This window comes from Pseudomonas sp. MS19, assembly GCF_013277615.1.
GTDB classification, from domain to species: domain Bacteria; phylum Pseudomonadota; class Gammaproteobacteria; order Pseudomonadales; family Pseudomonadaceae; genus Aquipseudomonas; species Aquipseudomonas marincola.
In genome coordinates, this window is sequence record NZ_VBTO01000007.1 from 219,220 (window position 1) to 236,019 (window position 16,800).

At 58.6% G+C, this 16,800-nt stretch carries 12 protein-coding genes; all 12 read right to left on the reverse strand.

Annotated elements, in window-relative coordinates; all coding sequences use genetic code 11:
* Positions 1 to 16 precede the first annotated feature (16 nt).
* Positions 17 to 244 (reverse strand): DUF2845 domain-containing protein, encoded by a 228-nt coding sequence (locus FEZ62_RS06955; protein WP_172927275.1) that lies wholly within the window; start codon positions 242 to 244, stop codon positions 17 to 19.
* A 68-nt stretch (positions 245 to 312) separates the two neighbouring features.
* On the reverse strand, positions 313 to 3,417 hold the full coding sequence (locus FEZ62_RS06960) for a DUF748 domain-containing protein (protein ID WP_172927232.1): 3,105 nt from the start codon (positions 3,415 to 3,417) through the stop codon (positions 313 to 315).
* Between the two features lie 111 nt (positions 3,418 to 3,528).
* On the reverse strand, positions 3,529 to 4,545 hold the full coding sequence (locus tag FEZ62_RS06965; RefSeq protein ID WP_172927233.1) for a class I SAM-dependent methyltransferase: 1,017 nt from the start codon (positions 4,543 to 4,545) through the stop codon (positions 3,529 to 3,531).
* A 105-nt stretch (positions 4,546 to 4,650) separates the two neighbouring features.
* On the reverse strand, positions 4,651 to 5,832 hold the full coding sequence (locus tag FEZ62_RS06970; RefSeq protein ID WP_172927234.1) for an acetyl-CoA C-acetyltransferase: 1,182 nt from the start codon (positions 5,830 to 5,832) through the stop codon (positions 4,651 to 4,653).
* A gap of 95 nt (positions 5,833 to 5,927) precedes the next feature.
* Complete coding sequence (locus tag FEZ62_RS06975) at positions 5,928 to 6,800, reverse strand: oxygenase MpaB family protein (protein ID WP_172927235.1); 873 nt, start codon at positions 6,798 to 6,800, stop codon at positions 5,928 to 5,930.
* 102 nt (positions 6,801 to 6,902) lie between these two features.
* Complete coding sequence (acs, locus tag FEZ62_RS06980; protein ID WP_172927236.1) at positions 6,903 to 8,840, reverse strand: acetate--CoA ligase; 1,938 nt, start codon at positions 8,838 to 8,840, stop codon at positions 6,903 to 6,905.
* A 158-nt stretch (positions 8,841 to 8,998) separates the two neighbouring features.
* Positions 8,999 to 10,663 carry a glucose-6-phosphate isomerase gene (pgi, locus tag FEZ62_RS06985; RefSeq protein WP_069897959.1) on the reverse strand — a complete coding sequence of 555 codons (1,665 nt, stop codon included), beginning with the start codon at positions 10,661 to 10,663 and terminating at the stop codon, positions 8,999 to 9,001.
* Between the two features lie 153 nt (positions 10,664 to 10,816).
* Entirely contained in the window at positions 10,817 to 11,665 is an 849-nt protein-coding gene (gene panC, locus FEZ62_RS06990) for a pantoate--beta-alanine ligase (RefSeq protein ID WP_172927237.1), read from the reverse strand.
* On the reverse strand, positions 11,662 to 12,462 hold the full coding sequence (gene panB / locus FEZ62_RS06995; RefSeq protein WP_069897957.1) for a 3-methyl-2-oxobutanoate hydroxymethyltransferase: 801 nt from the start codon (positions 12,460 to 12,462) through the stop codon (positions 11,662 to 11,664). The genes panC and panB overlap by 4 nt, the downstream gene beginning before the upstream one ends.
* Before the next feature lie 255 nt (positions 12,463 to 12,717).
* Complete coding sequence (gene folK, locus FEZ62_RS07000) at positions 12,718 to 13,212, reverse strand: 2-amino-4-hydroxy-6-hydroxymethyldihydropteridine diphosphokinase (RefSeq protein ID WP_172927238.1); 495 nt, start codon at positions 13,210 to 13,212, stop codon at positions 12,718 to 12,720.
* On the reverse strand, positions 13,212 to 14,606 hold the full coding sequence (locus FEZ62_RS07005) for a polynucleotide adenylyltransferase PcnB (protein WP_069897955.1): 1,395 nt from the start codon (positions 14,604 to 14,606) through the stop codon (positions 13,212 to 13,214). Before FEZ62_RS07005 ends, folK begins: the two co-directional genes overlap by 1 nt.
* Before the next feature lie 674 nt (positions 14,607 to 15,280).
* On the reverse strand, positions 15,281 to 16,705 hold the full coding sequence (locus tag FEZ62_RS07010; RefSeq protein WP_069897954.1) for a sigma-54 dependent transcriptional regulator: 1,425 nt from the start codon (positions 16,703 to 16,705) through the stop codon (positions 15,281 to 15,283).
* Positions 16,706 to 16,800 lie beyond the last annotated feature (95 nt).

Here is a 16,800-nt window from a genome sequence, read left to right on the forward strand (position 1 = left end):
GCCGTTCGTATGGCGATTAGCGAGCTCGACGCCGTTCGATGCGCGTCAGCCGATTGCCTTCAAATGTCAGGATGCTGTGAACGCCGTTGGTGGGGCCGTACACCCATTCTTCGATAAGCATTTCGCGGCGCTCGGAAGGGCCAAGGGTATAGCCGATTTGATCGCGGTATATCGGCCGGCCGCATTTCTCTTCAACTTCAAATGCGCGGTCACCCTCCGAAACCAGCTGGCTGCCGCAGCGCATGGTGTCCGCCCGGGCAGCAGTACACAGCAGCAACAGCCCGAGGGTCACGACAGATAAGCTTTTCACGATTAGTCGCTGTCCAGGTGCAGCAGGGTTGCGACTTGATCGCCTTCAGCTTCGGCCAGGCTCACATCAATCAGATACACGCGTTCATCACTTAGCTTACCTTTATCCACAAGGTAGGCTTTGACGCTGGCTGCACGTTCCTGTGCAAGCTTGCGCTGCAACAAATCGCTTTCGGTCCAGGCTTGCAGCACGCCATCGCGAAGTTTTTCAGCGCGTACATCGGAGTCGAGTTCAGCCCATTCCTTCGGCGGCTGCTTTTTCAGGCGCGCCCGATAAATACCTTCGAGCAGCGGCGCTTTGTCGTCATCCGGGACTTCCAGCTGGCTGGCTTCAGCCGGCACTTTGTCGCCCCGGCGTTGCAGTATGCGGTAGTAGGTATCCTGATACTCACGTTCTAGCCGCTGTTGCGCGAGGATCGGGCCGTCAATGCTCTTGGCGCTGGTGCCTTCGACTTCCAGGCGCAGATTCGGACGTTCGCCAAGGGCGCTTGCCAGGGTGTCGAGAATTTCCTGGCCGTCACCTTCAAGCTCAGCGCTGCCGGCGCTAAAGGGCACGTTGCTGAGGTCGAGGTCACTGCCGCCGCTGACCAGGCCGCTGATGAACTTGAACGGTGCCTGCACGGTGCGTACCACCAGATTGCGCAGGGTTTGCCAGACGATTGGCATCACGCTGAACTGCGGATTATTCAGGTCACCCTGAACCGGCAAGCTCAGGGCAATCTTGCCATCGGCATCTTTAAGCAACGCAACGGCCAGGCGAATTGGCAAGTCGACAGCGCTTGGGCTGTCGACCGACTCACCGAGTTGCAGTTGCTCGACCACGACGCTGTTTTCAGCATTCAATTTGCCGCGATTGATTCGGTAATGCAGGTCGAGATTGAGCCGGCCTTTGCGGATCCGGTAGCCGGCAAACTTGCCGGAGTAGGGCGTAAGTGTGGTCAGCTCGACACGCTTGAACGAGGTCGCAATGTCCAGGCTTTCAAGGGGATCAAATGGGTTCAGGCTGCCCTTGATGCTAACCGGCGCGTAGCGGTCGACTTTACCGGCAATGTTGATTGAGGCCGGTTTTGGCGCACGGCTGTTGATGGTGCCGATCTTGCCGTTGAGTTGCTGGATCGCGGTGGCGAAGTTGGGCCGCAGGCTGAAGTCGGCAAAGTTGGCCGAGCCATCCTTGATATCGATTTGGCCAATGCGAATTCCCAGCGGCTTGCCGGCTGGCTCAGCCTTGGCTTTGGGATCGGCAGGTTGCTCTATCACCAGATCGCTGACATTGGTGGTCAGGTCTTCATTGATCACAAAGCGGGCGTAAGGCTTGCTCAGAGTGACTTTGTCGATGTTCAGGCTGTCGCCGTGTTGGTAGTTCAATCCGCTGAGGTCAACCTGCTCCCACCGGACAAAATCGCGCTCCTTGATTGTGTCCAGCGTGTGCAACTGAGTGATTTTGGCGTTGCCGGTAATACTCAGTTTCAGCGGGTCGACACTTGGCAGCGCAACGTCGAGATCGCTGCCGAGCATGCCGCTGCGCAGCTCTAAGCGCACAAACGGGCTGAGGTAAGCTTGCGCCACGCGCATGTCGATATTCTGCGTCGCCACCTTGAGCTTGGCGGTGGTCGGACTGATCTGTACCTGGCCTTGGGCTTGAAGTTTGCCCTCTTTGCCCAGTCCGGTGTCGAGTCTGAGATCGAATGGCGTGGTGCCCAAGCTGTTGAAGTTTTGGATGTCGACATTCAGCGGGCCCAACTCAATCGCGACGTCCTTTTCGGGCACGCGATCCGCCAGATGAACTTGATATTCGCGCAGCTGCACATCCTTGAGCGTGACCTGCCAAGGCTTGCCGGGCTCTACTGGCTGCGCTGGTTTGGCTGGTGCTGGAGTCGAAGCTGGCGCCTTGTTGTCAGCCTCAAGCGTGGCGGTTTTTTCAACGGTGGCGTCAGCCTTCGCAGCAGGCTTGGGTTCGTTTGTAGCCACTGCAGGTGACTGCTCGGCAGCCGGCTCTGCATCAGCTTTGGCCACATCAGGCTGAGGTGACTTGGCGGCATCTGCTGGCGGCGTCTGTTCAGCTTTACTCGGGGCCTTGCTTGCAGGCGCTTTGGCTGGCGGTGGATTGCTGGCAAACAGCTTCTGCCAGTCGAGTTCGCCATCGGCTTCTCGCGTCGCCCATGTTTCGAGCTTTTGGCTGCGAATCTTGCCAACCACCACGGTTTGCTTGGCCAGATCTACCGTGGTTTCACTGATCTCAAGGTTGGCCAGATTGACCAGCGGCCGACCATCAGGCGCCTGAATCGCGAAGGGAGAAACCTTGACGTTGATGTTGCTCAGGACCAGCTCAGTGGTGTCCTGTAGATCAAGCTTGTAGTCGGTGTTCAGGTTGAGAACGCCCTGGGCTAAATCCAAGGGCACGGCATCACGAACATAGGGCCAGAAACCCTGCATTTGCGCGTCGGTGACTTTTAGTGAGCCGCTGGAGCTGATCGGCACCAGGCTGGCCTGGCCTTTCCAGTCGATCCTGCCGCCATGTGGGCCAGTCGCCGTGAGGGTCATCTCGGCGTTGTCTTCTGGCAGGGTGCTGAGATTGTTCAGTTCGAAATCGAGCTTGTCGTAGACAAAGTTGATCGGCTCGCTGGGGCGCAGATCTTGAAAGTGCAGCGAGCCTGCTGCCAGTTTGATGCTGTCGATGCGCACCGGAAAAGGATCTGTAGCGGCAGGTTCTTCTGCGGGAGGCGGGCTTTCTGGCAGCTTGAACAACTGCGTCAGGTTGAGCGTGCCTTGTTTGTCGAAAGTGACTTCGGTATGCGATTTGTCCAGCTCGATACCGGCCAGGTGCGCGGCGCCCGTCCACAGGCTGTCGAGCTCAAGGTCTACGTACAAGCGCTCAAACGCAACTTGCTCTTTTTCCGCCTCGCCCACATGCAGGCCCCAGAGTGTGAGCTGTAACGAATAGGGGTTGAGTTGCAGGCGATCCAGCCTTGCAGGCACTTGCGCGTAGTTGGCCAGTTGCTGGTTGATCACCCGCAAACCGACACCGGGAAGTATCAAAAAGCCCAGCAGTGTGTAGAGGCCAACCAGCACGAATAATGTTAGCGCGACGTATTTCAGTCCTTTGTACATAGCGATGCGTCATCTATCCCGCCAAAAAGTGCTTTGTAGTATGGCACGGCTACTTGCAGGCGACGCATTCTCTGCAGGATTTCTAGCGCACAGACCGACCCTGACGCCTTGCTAGAAGCGCAGCACCAGGGTTTTCAAAGGCGGCTGGCCGTCACTTGAGGGGAAGTCCGCGGCCGGCTCAATTTGCTGCCATTCGCGCACGGGGCGGCCCAGTTTGGTCGCGCAGCGCAGCACCTGTTCGCGCCAGTCCGCGAGCGACACCTTGGCCAAGTTGTTGCAGCACACCAGCACGCCATCTTCGGCAGTCGCCAGAATGGCGGGCTTGAGCAGGCTCTGGTAATCACGCAGCAGGTCTACCGTGCCGAACGCGCTTTTGGCCCAGGCGGGAGGGTCGAGAAACACCAGATCAAATTGGCGCTGGGCCATGCGAATGTAGCTTGGCAGCTTTTGACCACGGCGCTGGGCAATCGGCAAACCGGCGAGCTGGCGGATGGCTGGAAAGTAATCGGACTGCACAAACTGCATGGGCGTCAGGGCCGGGTTAAGCAAACCGTTCTCTTTGCCCACCGCCAGATTTCCTTCGGCGAAATCCAGGTTGACCACTTCGCGGGCGCCACCGGCCGCAGCAGCAAGACCGACGCCGCAGGTGTAGGCGAACAGGTTAAGCACCGACTTGCCGGCGCTGTGCTGTTTGATCCAGCCGCGTGCATTGCGCAGATCGAGAAACAGTAGAGGATCTTGTCCGGGGTGACGGCTTCGAACCCGGTAGTTCAGGCCCCATTCGCGACCGACCAGATCTTCCAGTGCAGCAGGTTCGGCTGCGTAAATGGGATCGCTACGATCAATCCGCGAGTTACCCTGCGAGCGGTCGTTATAGACCAGCAGAAACTGTTTATCGAGCTGCTCACAGCACTGCTCGGCCAGTTGCAGGAGTTCGTCGCGGCTGAGGGTTTGGTGGAAGCTCTGCACCAGTAGCTGGTCGCCGTAGCGGTCGATAGTCAGGCCGCCAGCGCCTTCCTGGCTGCCATGAAACAGGCGATAGCAATCGGTCTGCTGCTGGTGCAGTTGTTCGATCAAGGGTTGGCGATTAGCCAGAGCGGCGCGCAGCGCCAGTGTGAGAGCGGACATGCGCGACGACTCAGAAGGGAAGGTAGCGCTAGTTTATCAACAAAAACGCCAGCACTGAGCCCACTAATTGCGGGCGGTGCTGGCGTTTCGCGTTGGCGCTGGTGTTTAGTCGCGCTGCAGCGCTAATGCCACGCCCTGGCCGCCGCCGATGCACAAGGTTGCCAGCCCTTTCTTGGCATCGCGTTTGATCATCTCGTGCAGCAGAGTCACTAACACGCGGCAGCCTGATGCGCCAATCGGGTGGCCGAGGGCGATTGCGCCGCCGTTAACGTTGATTTTCGCCGTGTCCCAGCCCAGTTCCTGATTAACCGAAAGCGCTTGGGCGGCAAATGCCTCGTTGGCTTCGACCAGGTCGAGGTCTTCGATTTTCCAGTTGGCTTTTTCCAGGCAGCGACGGGTTGCAGACACCGGGCCGATGCCCATGATTGCCGGGTCTACACCTGCGTTGGCGTAGCTGGCAATACGCGCCAGAACCGGTAAACCAAGCGCCTTGGCTTTGTCGGCACTCATCAGTAACACGGCAGCGGCGCCGTCATTCAGGCTTGAAGCATTGCCGGCGGTTACGCTGCCGTCCTTTTTGAATGCCGGTTTGAGTTTGCTCAGAGACTCGGCTGTTACGCCCGCGCGCGGCCCTTCATCCTTGCTGAATGCAACCGGATCGCCCTTGCGCTGAGGGATCATGACCGGAGTGATCTCGGCATCGAAGCGGCCTGCCTCAATCGCGGCGACGGCTTTTTGCTGTGAGGCTGCCGCAAAGGCGTCCTGCTGTTCGCGGCTGATCGAGTACTTGTCGACCAGATTCTCTGCGGTGATGCCCATGTGGTAGTCATTGAATGCATCCCACAGGCCGTCGGTGATCATGCTGTCGATAACCTTGGCGTGGCCCATGCGCAAGCCGGTGCGAGCGCCCGGCATCACATACGGGGCCAGGCTCATGTTTTCCATGCCACCAGCAATGATCACCTCGGCATCGCCACAGCGAATGGCCTGAGCGCCCAGATGCAGCGCTTTCAGACCGGAACCGCAGACTTTGTTCAGGGTCATGGCGGGCACTGCATTTGGCAGCCCGGCCAGTATGGATGCCTGACGCGCCGGGTTCTGGCCTGAGCCTGCGGTAAGCACCTGGCCGAGTATGACTTCGTCGACGTCGGCCGGCGCAAGGCTTGTTTGCTCAAGCAGGCGGCGAATAACGGCGGCGCCGAGTTCTGGCGCCGGAATGTTTGCCAGAGAACCCTGGAATGTCCCAATGGCGGTGCGCGTAGCGGCAACAATTACGACTTCTTGCATGGTTGGCTCCTGATTGAAAGCAGCGTGTCAGGCCGCGAATAGATCGGTGGTTGCACAGAGGTTCGGTTGGTAACCGGTAGGACTAAAATTCTGGGCTATTGCTCTATACCCAAACGCTTGCGCGCCCGGTGAATAGCCCCGCTGCGCACGGCCCAACGCAGCAGCGGGGCAAGCCGATTGATGTTGGTGCGGATCAGTCGGCTGCGCTGCGGGCTGACAGGCTGGCCAAGCATACGCTGCGCCCATACAGGCAGAAGGTCGATACCGCCTTGCATGAACAGTTTGCCGGCCACTCCAGCTAAAAGACTGGGCGCGGGGGCGTTGAGCAGAATCTGCAATATCTCAAGTGAGCGCTCATCGCAGAGCAGTTGCGGGCGCATGTCCTGTAAATACTCTGCAACTTGCGCCCGCGAGCGCGGCACATTCGTTGCGCCCAGGCGTTCGGCAATAACGGCTATTTCAGCGTAGTAACGATCCTGATCTGCGCCGGATAAATTCGGGTTGCGGTAGCGCAAGTGCGACTGCAGGAAACTATGTACCTCAGCAACATGCACCCAAGTCAGCAGCGCGGGATCACTGGCTGCATAGCTGCGCCCGTCCGGCGCGGTGCCGGTGACTTGTAAGTGAATGGTTTTGACCTTTCCGATCAGCCAGTCGGCGTCGGCTTTGGCGCCAAAGGTGGTGCCGGATATGAACTGGCCGGTGCGTCGCAGGCGCCCGAGCAGGTCTTGACGAAAGTTCGAGTGATCCCACACGCCCGCTAGTGCCAGCGGGTGCAGGGCCTGCATCAGCAGGGCACTGATACCGCCCACCAGCATGCTGGTGAAGTCGCCATGCACTTGCCAACTAATCGAATCGGGCCCAAACAGGCCGGGATCACCTTCGGGGTTTTCGAAGTCGATCTGCCCGAGCGCAATCCCGCTGAGGCCCAGCACTTGGCTTTCGATCTTTTTGCGAATGTATTCCATGGCGATAGTGTGCTGCTTTGCACCTAGCGCGACAAGCTCAGGCCCGCCATAAGCCAGCCAAGGCTGTGGGAGGGCGTCCCGCAGCCTTGGCTGTAACAGCTATTATTGATTCAGGCGTGAGTCGATCAGCCCGTCGACTACGCTTGGATCGGCCAGCGTTGAGGTGTCCCCCAGCGTGTCGAGTTCGTTGCAGGCAATCTTGCGCAGAATTCGCCGCATGATCTTGCCTGAGCGGGTTTTCGGCAGCGCCTGAGCCCACTGCACCAGATCCGGTTTGGCGAAGCTGCCGATCTCCTTGCTGACCAGCGCCAGCAATTCCTGCTGCAGTGCTTCCGTGGGCTCGACGCCGCGCATCGGCGTAACAAAGGCATAGACGCCCTGACCTTTGAGGTCATGTGGATAACCCACGACGGCAGCCTCGGCAACGGCGTCATGCAGCACCAGAGCGCTTTCGACTTCTGCCGTGCCGATGCGGTGGCCGGAGACGTTGAGCACATCATCGACGCGGCCAGTAATCCAGTAATAGCCGTCTTCGTCGCGTCGCGCCCCGTCGCCGCTGAAGTAATAGCCGGGATAGGCGCTGAAGTAGGTGTCGATCATGCGCTGATGATCACCGTAAACGCTGCGAATCTGGCTTGGCCAACTGGCCTTCATCGCCAGTACGCCGCTGCCGACGCCGTCGATTTCCTTGCCTTGCTCATCCAGCAAAACTGGCTGCACGCCGAAGAATGGACGGGTGGCCGAGCCGGGCTTGAGATCGGTTGCACCGGGCAGCGGGGTGATCATGATGGCGCCGGTTTCGGTCTGCCACCAGGTGTCGACAATCGGGCAGCGTTTATCGCCGACCACATTGAAATACCATTCCCAGGCTTCCGGGTTGATCGGCTCGCCAACGCTGCCAAGCAGGCGCAAGCTGCTACGCGAGGTGCTTTTTACGGGTCCATCGCCTTCGCGCATGAGGGCGCGCAAGGCAGTCGGCGCGGTATAGAAAATATTCACCTGATGCTTGTCGACCACCTGCCAGAAGCGCGAGGCGTCCGGATAATTCGGCACCCCTTCAAATATCAGGCTGGTGGCGCCATTGGCCAGCGGGCCGTAGACGATGTAACTGTGGCCCGTGACCCAGCCAACGTCTGCGCTGCACCAGTAGACATCGTCGTCGTGATAGTCGAACACGTATTTGTGCGTCATCGCTGCTTGCAGCAGGTAGCCACCGGTGGTGTGCAGAACGCCCTTGGGTTTGCCGGTGCTGCCCGAGGTGTAGAGGATGAACAACGGATCTTCGGCGTCCATCGGTTCTGGCGCGCAATCAGCCTCAACTGCGTGCACGGCTTCGTGGTACCAGATGTCACGGCCGCTTTGCCAGTCGATCTTGCCCTCGGTGCGTTGAACCACCACTACGGTGTCGACCTTCGGGCAGCTCTGCAGCGCCTTGTCGACGTTGGCCTTGAGCGGAATGTATTTGCCGCCGCGCACACCTTCGTCTGCGGTTATCACCATTTTGCAGTCACAATCGAGAATCCGGTCGCGCAGGGCGTCCGGCGAGAAACCGCCAAAAACCACGGAGTGCACGGCGCCGATGCGGGTGCATGCCAGCATGGCGTAGGCGGCCTCAGGGATCATGGGCATGTAAATACACACGCGATCACCTTTTTCGACGCCGCGTTCTTTCAGCACGTTAGCCAGTCGGCACACATGGTGATGCAGCTTGTTGTAGGTGATGTGCGCGGATTCGCTGGGATCATCGCCTTCCCAGATAAAGGCAATCTGCTCGCCGCGCTGTTGCAGATGGCGGTCTATGCAGTTGTAACTGACATTGAGCTTGCCGCCCTTGAACCAGGTCGCGTGGCCTTTGCGCATATCCACGTGGTGCACGCTCTGCCATGGCGTAAACCAGTCGAGAAACTGCTTCGCTTGTTCGGCCCAGAAGGCTTCGGGCTGCTCGACAGACTGACGATACAAACGTTGATAGTCACCGTCGTTCAGGTGCGCACGTTGCCGGACGGCTTCGGCAACCGGGTGACGAGTAATCTCAAACATGGCGGGTCCTTTGTAGTTGTTTGTCCGCGATGCTTACAGGGTGGACCCGAGGCGGCTCAGGTTCAAGTATTGGCCGCCCGGCTGTCGGGGGAAGAGGAGGGGCAAACTGGTGCTGGCAACCTGCCCGATTGCCGGGCAGGTACCATTTGCGCGGGCGATTAGCCGCGATGACGGGCGCGGAAGAACTCGATCAAACCTTGGGTAGACTGATCTTCCGCGGTGCTTGCTTCAGCGCCGGTAAGACGCGAGTAAACGCCTTTGCCCAGTTCCTTGCCGAGCTCGACGCCCCACTGGTCGAATGCGTTGATGCCCCAGATCACGCTCTGGGTAAAAACCTTGTGCTCATACAGCGCCACCAGCGCACCCAGACGGCGCGGGCTGATGCGTTCAAGTACCAGCGTGTTGCTCGGGCGGTTACCCGGAATCACCTTGTGCGGCGCGAGGTACTGCACTTGGTCTTCGCTGAGCCCTTGCTTGCGCAATTCAGCTTCGGCTTCGTTGCGGCATTTGCCAAGCATCAACGCCTGGCTCTGCGACAGGCAGTTGGCGTACAGCCACTGGTGATGGTCTTCCACCGGGTTATAACTGACCACCGGCACAATGAAGTCAGCCGGAATCATTTGCGTGCCCTGATGCAATAACTGGTGATAAGCATGCTGGCCGTTACAACCCACGCCGCCCCAGATGACCGGCCCGGTGTCGCAGTTGACCGGCTGGCCGTTTTGCATCACGCGCTTACCGTTGGACTCCATGTCCAGCTGCTGCAGGTGCTTGGTTATATTGCGCAGGTAATGGTCGTACGGCAGGATCGCCTGGCTCTGTGCGTCCCAGAAATTGCCATACCAAATGCCCAGCATCGCCATCAGCACCGGCATGTTTTCTTCAAAAAGAGCGGTCTGGAAATGCTTGTCCATGCTGTAGGCGCCGGACAACAGCTCTTTGAAGTTGGACATGCCAATGGTCATGGCAATCGGCAGACCGATCGCCGACCACAGCGAGTAACGGCCGCCAACCCAGTCCCACATCGGGAAGATGTTCTCTTCACGAATCCCGAAGGCCATGGCCGCCGGCTTGTTGCTGGAAACCGCAATAAAGTGGCGATACAGCTCTGCTTCAGTGCCGCCCTGAGCGAGATACCAGCGGCGGGCCGCCTGTGCGTTTTTCAGAGTTTCCAGGGTGCTGAAGGATTTCGACGAGACGATAAACAGCGTGGTTTCAGCGCGCAGTTTGGCCGAGAGTTCATGGAAGGAGCTGCCGTCAATGTTGGCCAGGTAATGACAACGCACGCCGCGCTGGGCGAACGGCAACAGCGCTTCGGAGACCAGTTGCGGGCCGAGGAATGAACCGCCGATACCAATGTTGACCACATCGGTGATCGGCTTATCGGTGTAGCCGCGCCACAGGCCGTCATGCACGCTGCCGACCAGCGCGGTCATTTTGTTGAGAACCTGCTGCACCTCAGGCATGACATCTTCGCCATCAACCAGCACCTTGTCGCCAATCGGGCGGCGCAGGGCTGTGTGCAGCGCGGGGCGGTTCTCTGAGGCGTTGAGGTGCTCGCCAGCGTACATCGCCTCAATGGCGTCCTGCAGGCCGCACTCGCGCGCCAGCTGCATCAGCAGATCGCGGGTTTCGGCGGTCATCAGGTTTTTCGAGTAGTCGAGAAACAGGCCGCAACTGCTCAGCGAGAATGTGTCGAAACGTTGGCTGTCCGAGCTGAAAGCATCGCGCATGCTGAACGACTGCATGGCTTCTCGGTGCCGGGTTAAAGCCTGCCAGGCGGGAAGGGTGGTGACATCCTGCGGATGCTCGTAATACGCCATGACGTAAGGCTTCCTCTTGCTAATGGGGCTAAAGGCAGTCGCGCTGCCAACATTGTTATCACCGCTACCTTAGTGCATTTGTGCAGGCCAGTGAAACCGGGCCTGCACGTGCTGCATGGCGATAGCGTTAGTTATAAGAGGCTGTTTGGCGGTCTAACGTTCAACGACGAGGTTATCGATCAAACGAGTAGTGCCGGCAAAAGCGGCAAGCAAAATGACCAGATGGCGATCTTCAGCGGTTGCTGGTCGCAGGCTGTAGGCTTCGCGGATTTCCAGATAGTCTGGGCGAAAGCCCGCTTGCAGATGCGTCTGCTGGGCCGTTTGAATCAACGCGGCAAAGTTGTTCTCGCCAGCCTTCAGCGCTTCGGCAATTTGCTGCAGTGAGCGATAAAGCGCCGGGGCTGCGGCGCGTTGCTGGTCGCTGAGAAAACCATTACGCGATGACAGTGCCAGGCCGTCGGCAGCGCGGACAGTGGGTGCGCCGATGATTTCAACCGGCATGTTGAGGTCGCGAACCAACATGCGGATGACAGCGAGTTGCTGGTAATCCTTCTGGCCGAATACGGCGATATCCGGTTGCACCATGTTCAGCAACTTGCTGACAACGGTTGCTACGCCTTCGAAGTGGCCGGGACGGCTGGCGCCACACAGGCCTTCAGTGACGCCCGACACGCTGACCCGAGTCTGGCTGTCCATGCCATGCGGATACATGTCTTCGACGCCGGGATGAAACAGCAGATGACAACCCGCATCAACCAGCTTTTGCTGGTCATCACGAAGCGTGCGCGGGTATTTATCGAGATCTTCTGATGGGCCAAATTGCAGCGGGTTGACGAAAATGCTCGCCACCACAAAGTCTGCATTCTGCGCGGCACGCTCGACCAGTGCGATGTGGCCTGCATGCAGGTTGCCCATGGTTGGCACAAAGCCAATTGTTTTACCTTGCGCGCGCGCCTGGGCGATGGCTGCGCGTAGTTCGTTGACGGTTTTAACCGTGTTCATGCAGAGAATCCGTGTTCGGCTGCTGGGAAGCTTTGATCTTTGACGGCGGCCACATAGGCGCTCATCGCGGCCTGAATGCTGCTCTGACCTTCCATGAAGTTCTTCACAAACTTCGGTGAGCGGCCACTGAGCGACATGCCGAGCATGTCGTGCATGACCAGTACCTGACCGTCTGTTGCGGCGCCTGCGCCAATGCCGATAACCGGAATTTTCACCGCCTGGGTAATTTCTTCAGCCAGCTCGCTTGGCACGCACTCAAGCAGCAACATGGCCGCACCGGCCTGCTCAAGGGCGATGGCGTCCGCGCGCATCTGGCGCGCCTGTGCTTCATGGCGGCCTTGAACCTTGTAGCCGCCGAGCACATTCACCGCCTGGGGTGTAAGGCCCAGGTGCGCGCATACCGGCACGCCGCGCTCGGCCAAACGGGCAATGGGCTCTGCAAGCCATGCCGAACCTTCAAGTTTGACCATGTGCGCGCCAGCCTGCATTACCGCCGCGCTGTTAACCAGCGCCTGCTCGGTGGTGGCATACGCCATGAATGGCAGGTCGGCCAGGATCAGTGCGCCCTGATTGCCGCGTTTGACGCAGGCGACGTGATAGGCCATATCGCTGACACTGACAGGCAGGGTGCTGTCATGTCCCTGCAGGACCATGCCCAGTGAGTCACCCACCAGCAGAATTTCAACGCCTGCCTGGCATGCGACGTGCGCAAAGGTGGCGTCATAGGCGGTCAGCATGGCGATCTTCTCGCCACTCTGCTTGAGATTTTGCAGAGTTGTCAGGGTTATATCAGGCATGAAAATGGTCCTCACTCAGGCATTCAGTAGGCTGTTGAACAGCTCCATATTGGCCTGCATTGGCCTCGGTTCTCACCGGTGCTTGGCAACGGGACGCCTATAGTCCAGATGGGCGGGCATGAAGTCAATTGCAGGTGTTACCGTCTTGTTACTAGCGGGTGCACCCAGGCGCATCTGGTTGGCGAATTATAGGTTTAATTGTGTCCGGTGTATCGGCTCAGAGCCCACGCCCATCGGGGCTGCAAGGCAACGGATTCAGTGCGTAGCTGGCGCCAGCCGCTCAAGACCTATGAAGGGGCAGGCCGCCAATAAATCATTGAGGCTGCGCCCGTCAGGTAACACCAGATCGGGGGCTATTTCGGCCAGCGGGTAGAGCACGAACGCGCGGGCATGCATGTGGTAATGCGGCACCGTCAGGCGCGGCAGATCAATGCGCTGGTTATCGAACAGCAGAATATCCAGATCGAGGGTGCGCGGGCCCCAGCGTTCGGCTTTGCGTTCGCGGCCCTGGTCAAGTTCGATGGCTTGCAGGGCATCAAGTACTTGCAAAGGTTGCAGGCTGGTTTCGATCTCGGCGACGGCGTTGACATAACGCGGCTGGTCTTGCGGGCCGAGTGGGTCGCTTGAGTAAAACGACGAGGTGTTTTGCAGGCGTGTCCCGGGCAGCGCGGCGATGGCATTCAGCGCGCCGCGTAATTGCACAAGGGGCTCGGCCAGATTACTGCCGAGGCCGATAAATACCCGGGCCATTATTCGTTGCCAGCGCCTTCGCCAGACGGGCTGCGCTTGCGCTTGTTGCCGCCACGCCGGCGTTTACGCGGCGCCGAGTCATCTTTAGACGAACTCAGGTCGCGAATCATATTGCGCCGCTCGCTGTCACTGGCTTCCTGATAAAGCGTCCACCAGTCGCCAAGGCCGTTGGTTTCTTCACCGGCGCTCTCGCGCAGCAGCAGGAAATCATAACCAGCGCGGAAGCGTGGGTTCTCAAGGAGCTGATCGGCGCGCTTGCCGCTGCGCCGGGGCAGGCGTTCCTGCATGTCCCAGATCTCGCGAATGGGCATGGTGAAACGCTTGGGAATGGCGATGCGCTGGCATTGCTCGTTGATCAGGTCATGCGCTGCTTCCTGCATGGCCGGAATCGCAGGCATGCCGCGTTCCTGAAGTTTCAGCACGCGAGCCGGTAGCGCAGGCCAGAGCAGTGCGGCAAACAGGAACGCCGGGGTGACCGGTTTGTTCTGTTGGATGCGCAGGTCGGTGTTGCTCAGCGCATTGTGAATCAAGTCGTCGGTGTAATCCGGGTTGTCACGCAGCGCCTTGGCGGTGGCCGGGAACAGCTGCTCAAGCAGGCCGTAATCAACCAGCAGGTCGTAGGTGAATACCGCGTAACCGGCGAGGAACAACTTGAGAACTTCTTCAAACAGGCGCGCTGAAGGAATTTCACCCAGCATCGGCGCCAACGTGTAGATCGGCGCCGCGGTGTGCTTCTCGATGTCGAAATCCAGCTTGGCAGCAAAACGCACCGCCCGCAGCATACGCACCGGGTCTTCCTGGTAGCGCTGGGTCGGGTCGCCAATCAGGCGGATCAGGTTGTTGCGAATATCGTGCGCGCCATTGGCGTAGTCGAGAATACGCTCGCTGACCGGGTCGTAATACAGCGCGTTAATCGTGAAGTCGCGACGCTGGGCATCGTCTTCCAGATTACCGTAGACATTGTCCCGCAGAATTCGGCCGCTCTCGTTGCGCGAAGACTGATTGCTGTTTTGCGGCTCATCACCCTGCGGGTGATTGGCGCGGAACGTCGCAACCTCAATGATTTCGCGGCCAAAGTGCACATGCACCAGACGAAAGCGTCGACCAATGATTCGCGCATTGCGGAACTCGGCTTTGACTTGTTCGGGTGTTGCACTGGTGGCGACATCGAAGTCTTTCGGGTCGATATCGAGCAACAGGTCGCGTACGCAGCCACCCACCAGATAAGCCTGATAACCGGCATTTTGCAGACGCTCGACAATGCTCACGGCATAGCGACTGATCTGCCCGCGCTTGATCGGGTGCTGGTGGCTCGTCAGCACCTCGGGGGTACTGTGCGAGTGCTTATTGCGACGCAACGGTGTGCGAAATGACTTGAACAGCTTTTTCAGCATGGGGTGCACTGTTTGACGAAATGGCCGGCCAGTTTCAATGATGACCGCAAGGATGGCGCGGATTCTAGCATTGAGTGGGGCAATCGTGTAGGACGGAAAGAAATCAGGCGGGGATTTACCGAGCGGAAACTACAAGGGGAGCCTAAGCTCCCCTTCAAGTAGTTACATTCTTTATTGTTATTATTGCGGGCTTGTTGTTTTTGTAAATTTACCCGTTCCATCAGGTCTGCGACCTGTGGAAAACCTCTCAATGAGAGGATTAATAGCAAACGGATTTGTTTGGACGCTGACATTGCAATGATCATCCAGTGATCCAACCAGTTCGGGCGCTGCTTATAAGCAGTTTTATTGTTCTCAGTCCGGTTGTGGGGTCAATCCCAAGAGCATGTCCTCTCCAAAAGAATCAGTTAGCTGCGCCTCCGGCTTGTTGTTTTTGTTGTTATGGAGTCGATACGTCTTATTTTTATTATTTTTTTTGCTGCTTGTTATTGTTGTTGTGCCCTAAAGAAAGCAGATGCCGTGCCAACTTTTAAAAGTGCTTTAAAATCAATTGCTTAGTGATTTATGCATTTTCTTCGGGCATGAAAAAGCCGGGGTTACGTTACCGTAAGTCCCGGCTTCTGTTACCTGCTCTGGCGTGGGGTAACAACCTCACGCCGCTGGGCGCACACGCGCTACTCCGCGGTTGTGCCCGATTTGCGGCGTGGAATACCCAGGCGCTGGCGGCGTTCCCACAGGCATTTACGGCTGATGCCCAATTTGCGTGCAAGCTCGGTCTCAGTCATGTGTTCCTGGTGCTCGAGAACGAAGTGCTGGAAGTAGTCTTCCAGTGACAGGTCCTCGGTCGGTTCCATGCTGGTGCTGCTTGTCGGGTTATGCGCTTCGCTGTAAGGGTCGTCGTCATCAAGGTCGTCGAGTTCGACATCGATGCCCAGCAGCTCGGCTGAAATGGCGGCGCTTTCGCACAGGATCACTGCCCGCTCAATCGCGTTCTCCAGCTCCCGCACGTTGCCGGGCCACGGATACTGGCGAATGGCTTGTTCGGCGTCGTGGGCAAAGTGCAGGTCGTCGCGGTTGATGCGCTTCGACTGGCGGCTTAAGAACGCCAGGGCGATTTCCATTACGTCACTGCCACGCTCGCGCAACGGCGGCAGTTTCAAGGCGATGACGTGCAGGCGGTAGAACAGGTCTTCGCGGAACTGGCCGGTTTTCGCCAGCGTTTTCAGGTCGCGGTGGGTGGCTGCAATCAGGCGTACATCGACCTTCTGCGATTGCACCGAGCCAACGCGGCGAATTTCACCTTCCTGCAATACCCGCAGCAAGCGGGCTTGCGCTTCAAGCGGGAGTTCGCCGATCTCGTCGAGGAACAGGGTGCCGCCATCGGCGGCCTCAACCAAGCCAGCACGACCGGCGCTGGCTCCGGTGAAGGCGCCTTTCTCGTGGCCGAACAGTTCCGACTCGATGAGAGATTCCGGAATGGCTGCGCAGTTGACTGATATCAGCGGCGCCTTGGCTCGGCGCGACAGATTGTGCAGGGCGCGGGCGACCAGTTCTTTACCGGTGCCGGATTCGCCCTGAATCAGCACGTTGGAATCGGTGGGCGCCACCTTGCGGATTTTGCTGTACATCTCAAGCATCGACGAACACGAGCCAATAATGCCGATGTCACCATTGAGGTTGTCGGCGGCTTTGTCATCGGCGCGTGCGCCTTCCGCTGAACTGCGTTCGGGTTGTGCTGCGCTGGTTGCCCGATGGTCACGCAGAATGCGCGCAACGGCCTGGAGCATTTCATCGTGATCAAAAGGTTTGGCGATGTAATCGACCGCGCCCATTTTCATTGAGTCGACGGCAGAGCGCAGGCTGGCGTAGCTGGTCATGATCAGTACAGGCTTGCCTTCACTGAGCTTGATCAGTTCGGTGCCGGGCGCGCCGGGCAGACGCAAGTCGCTGACGATGAGGTCAAAGCCTGGAATGCTGAAGCGTTCTTGCGCTTCTTGCACCGATCCGGCTTCGCTGACTTCATACTGGTTACGTTCAAGCAGGCGTCGCAGGGCAGAGCGGATAATAGTTTCGTCTTCGACGATCAAAATATGTGGCATCAATTCAGTCTCTCGACGTTCTAGAGCTTATGCAATTACCGCATGGTCGTGCCTTGTGCTGCTGAAGACGCACCGCGATTGCCCGAATGGCCAGG

Bases quoted from the DNA above. Each gene is read 5' to 3' on its own strand.
- FEZ62_RS06955 (WP_172927275.1), bottom strand. From the start codon at position 244: ATGCGCTGCGGCAGCCAGCTGGTTTCGGAGGGTGACCGCGCATTTGAA.
- FEZ62_RS06960 (WP_172927232.1), bottom strand. From the start codon at position 3,417: ATGTACAAAGGACTGAAATACGTCGCGCTAACATTATTCGTGCTGGTT.
- FEZ62_RS06965 (WP_172927233.1), bottom strand. From the start codon at position 4,545: ATGTCCGCTCTCACACTGGCGCTGCGCGCCGCTCTGGCTAATCGCCAA.
- FEZ62_RS06970 (WP_172927234.1), bottom strand. From the start codon at position 5,832: ATGCAAGAAGTCGTAATTGTTGCCGCTACGCGCACCGCCATTGGGACA.
- FEZ62_RS06975 (WP_172927235.1), bottom strand. From the start codon at position 6,800: ATGGAATACATTCGCAAAAAGATCGAAAGCCAAGTGCTGGGCCTCAGC.
- acs (WP_172927236.1), bottom strand. From the start codon at position 8,840: ATGTTTGAGATTACTCGTCACCCGGTTGCCGAAGCCGTCCGGCAACGT.
- pgi (WP_069897959.1), bottom strand. From the start codon at position 10,663: ATGGCGTATTACGAGCATCCGCAGGATGTCACCACCCTTCCCGCCTGG.
- panC (WP_172927237.1), bottom strand. From the start codon at position 11,665: ATGAACACGGTTAAAACCGTCAACGAACTACGCGCAGCCATCGCCCAG.
- panB (WP_069897957.1), bottom strand. From the start codon at position 12,462: ATGCCTGATATAACCCTGACAACTCTGCAAAATCTCAAGCAGAGTGGC.
- folK (WP_172927238.1), bottom strand. From the start codon at position 13,212: ATGGCCCGGGTATTTATCGGCCTCGGCAGTAATCTGGCCGAGCCCCTT.
- FEZ62_RS07005 (WP_069897955.1), bottom strand. From the start codon at position 14,606: ATGCTGAAAAAGCTGTTCAAGTCATTTCGCACACCGTTGCGTCGCAAT.
- FEZ62_RS07010 (WP_069897954.1), bottom strand. From the start codon at position 16,705: ATGCCACATATTTTGATCGTCGAAGACGAAACTATTATCCGCTCTGCC.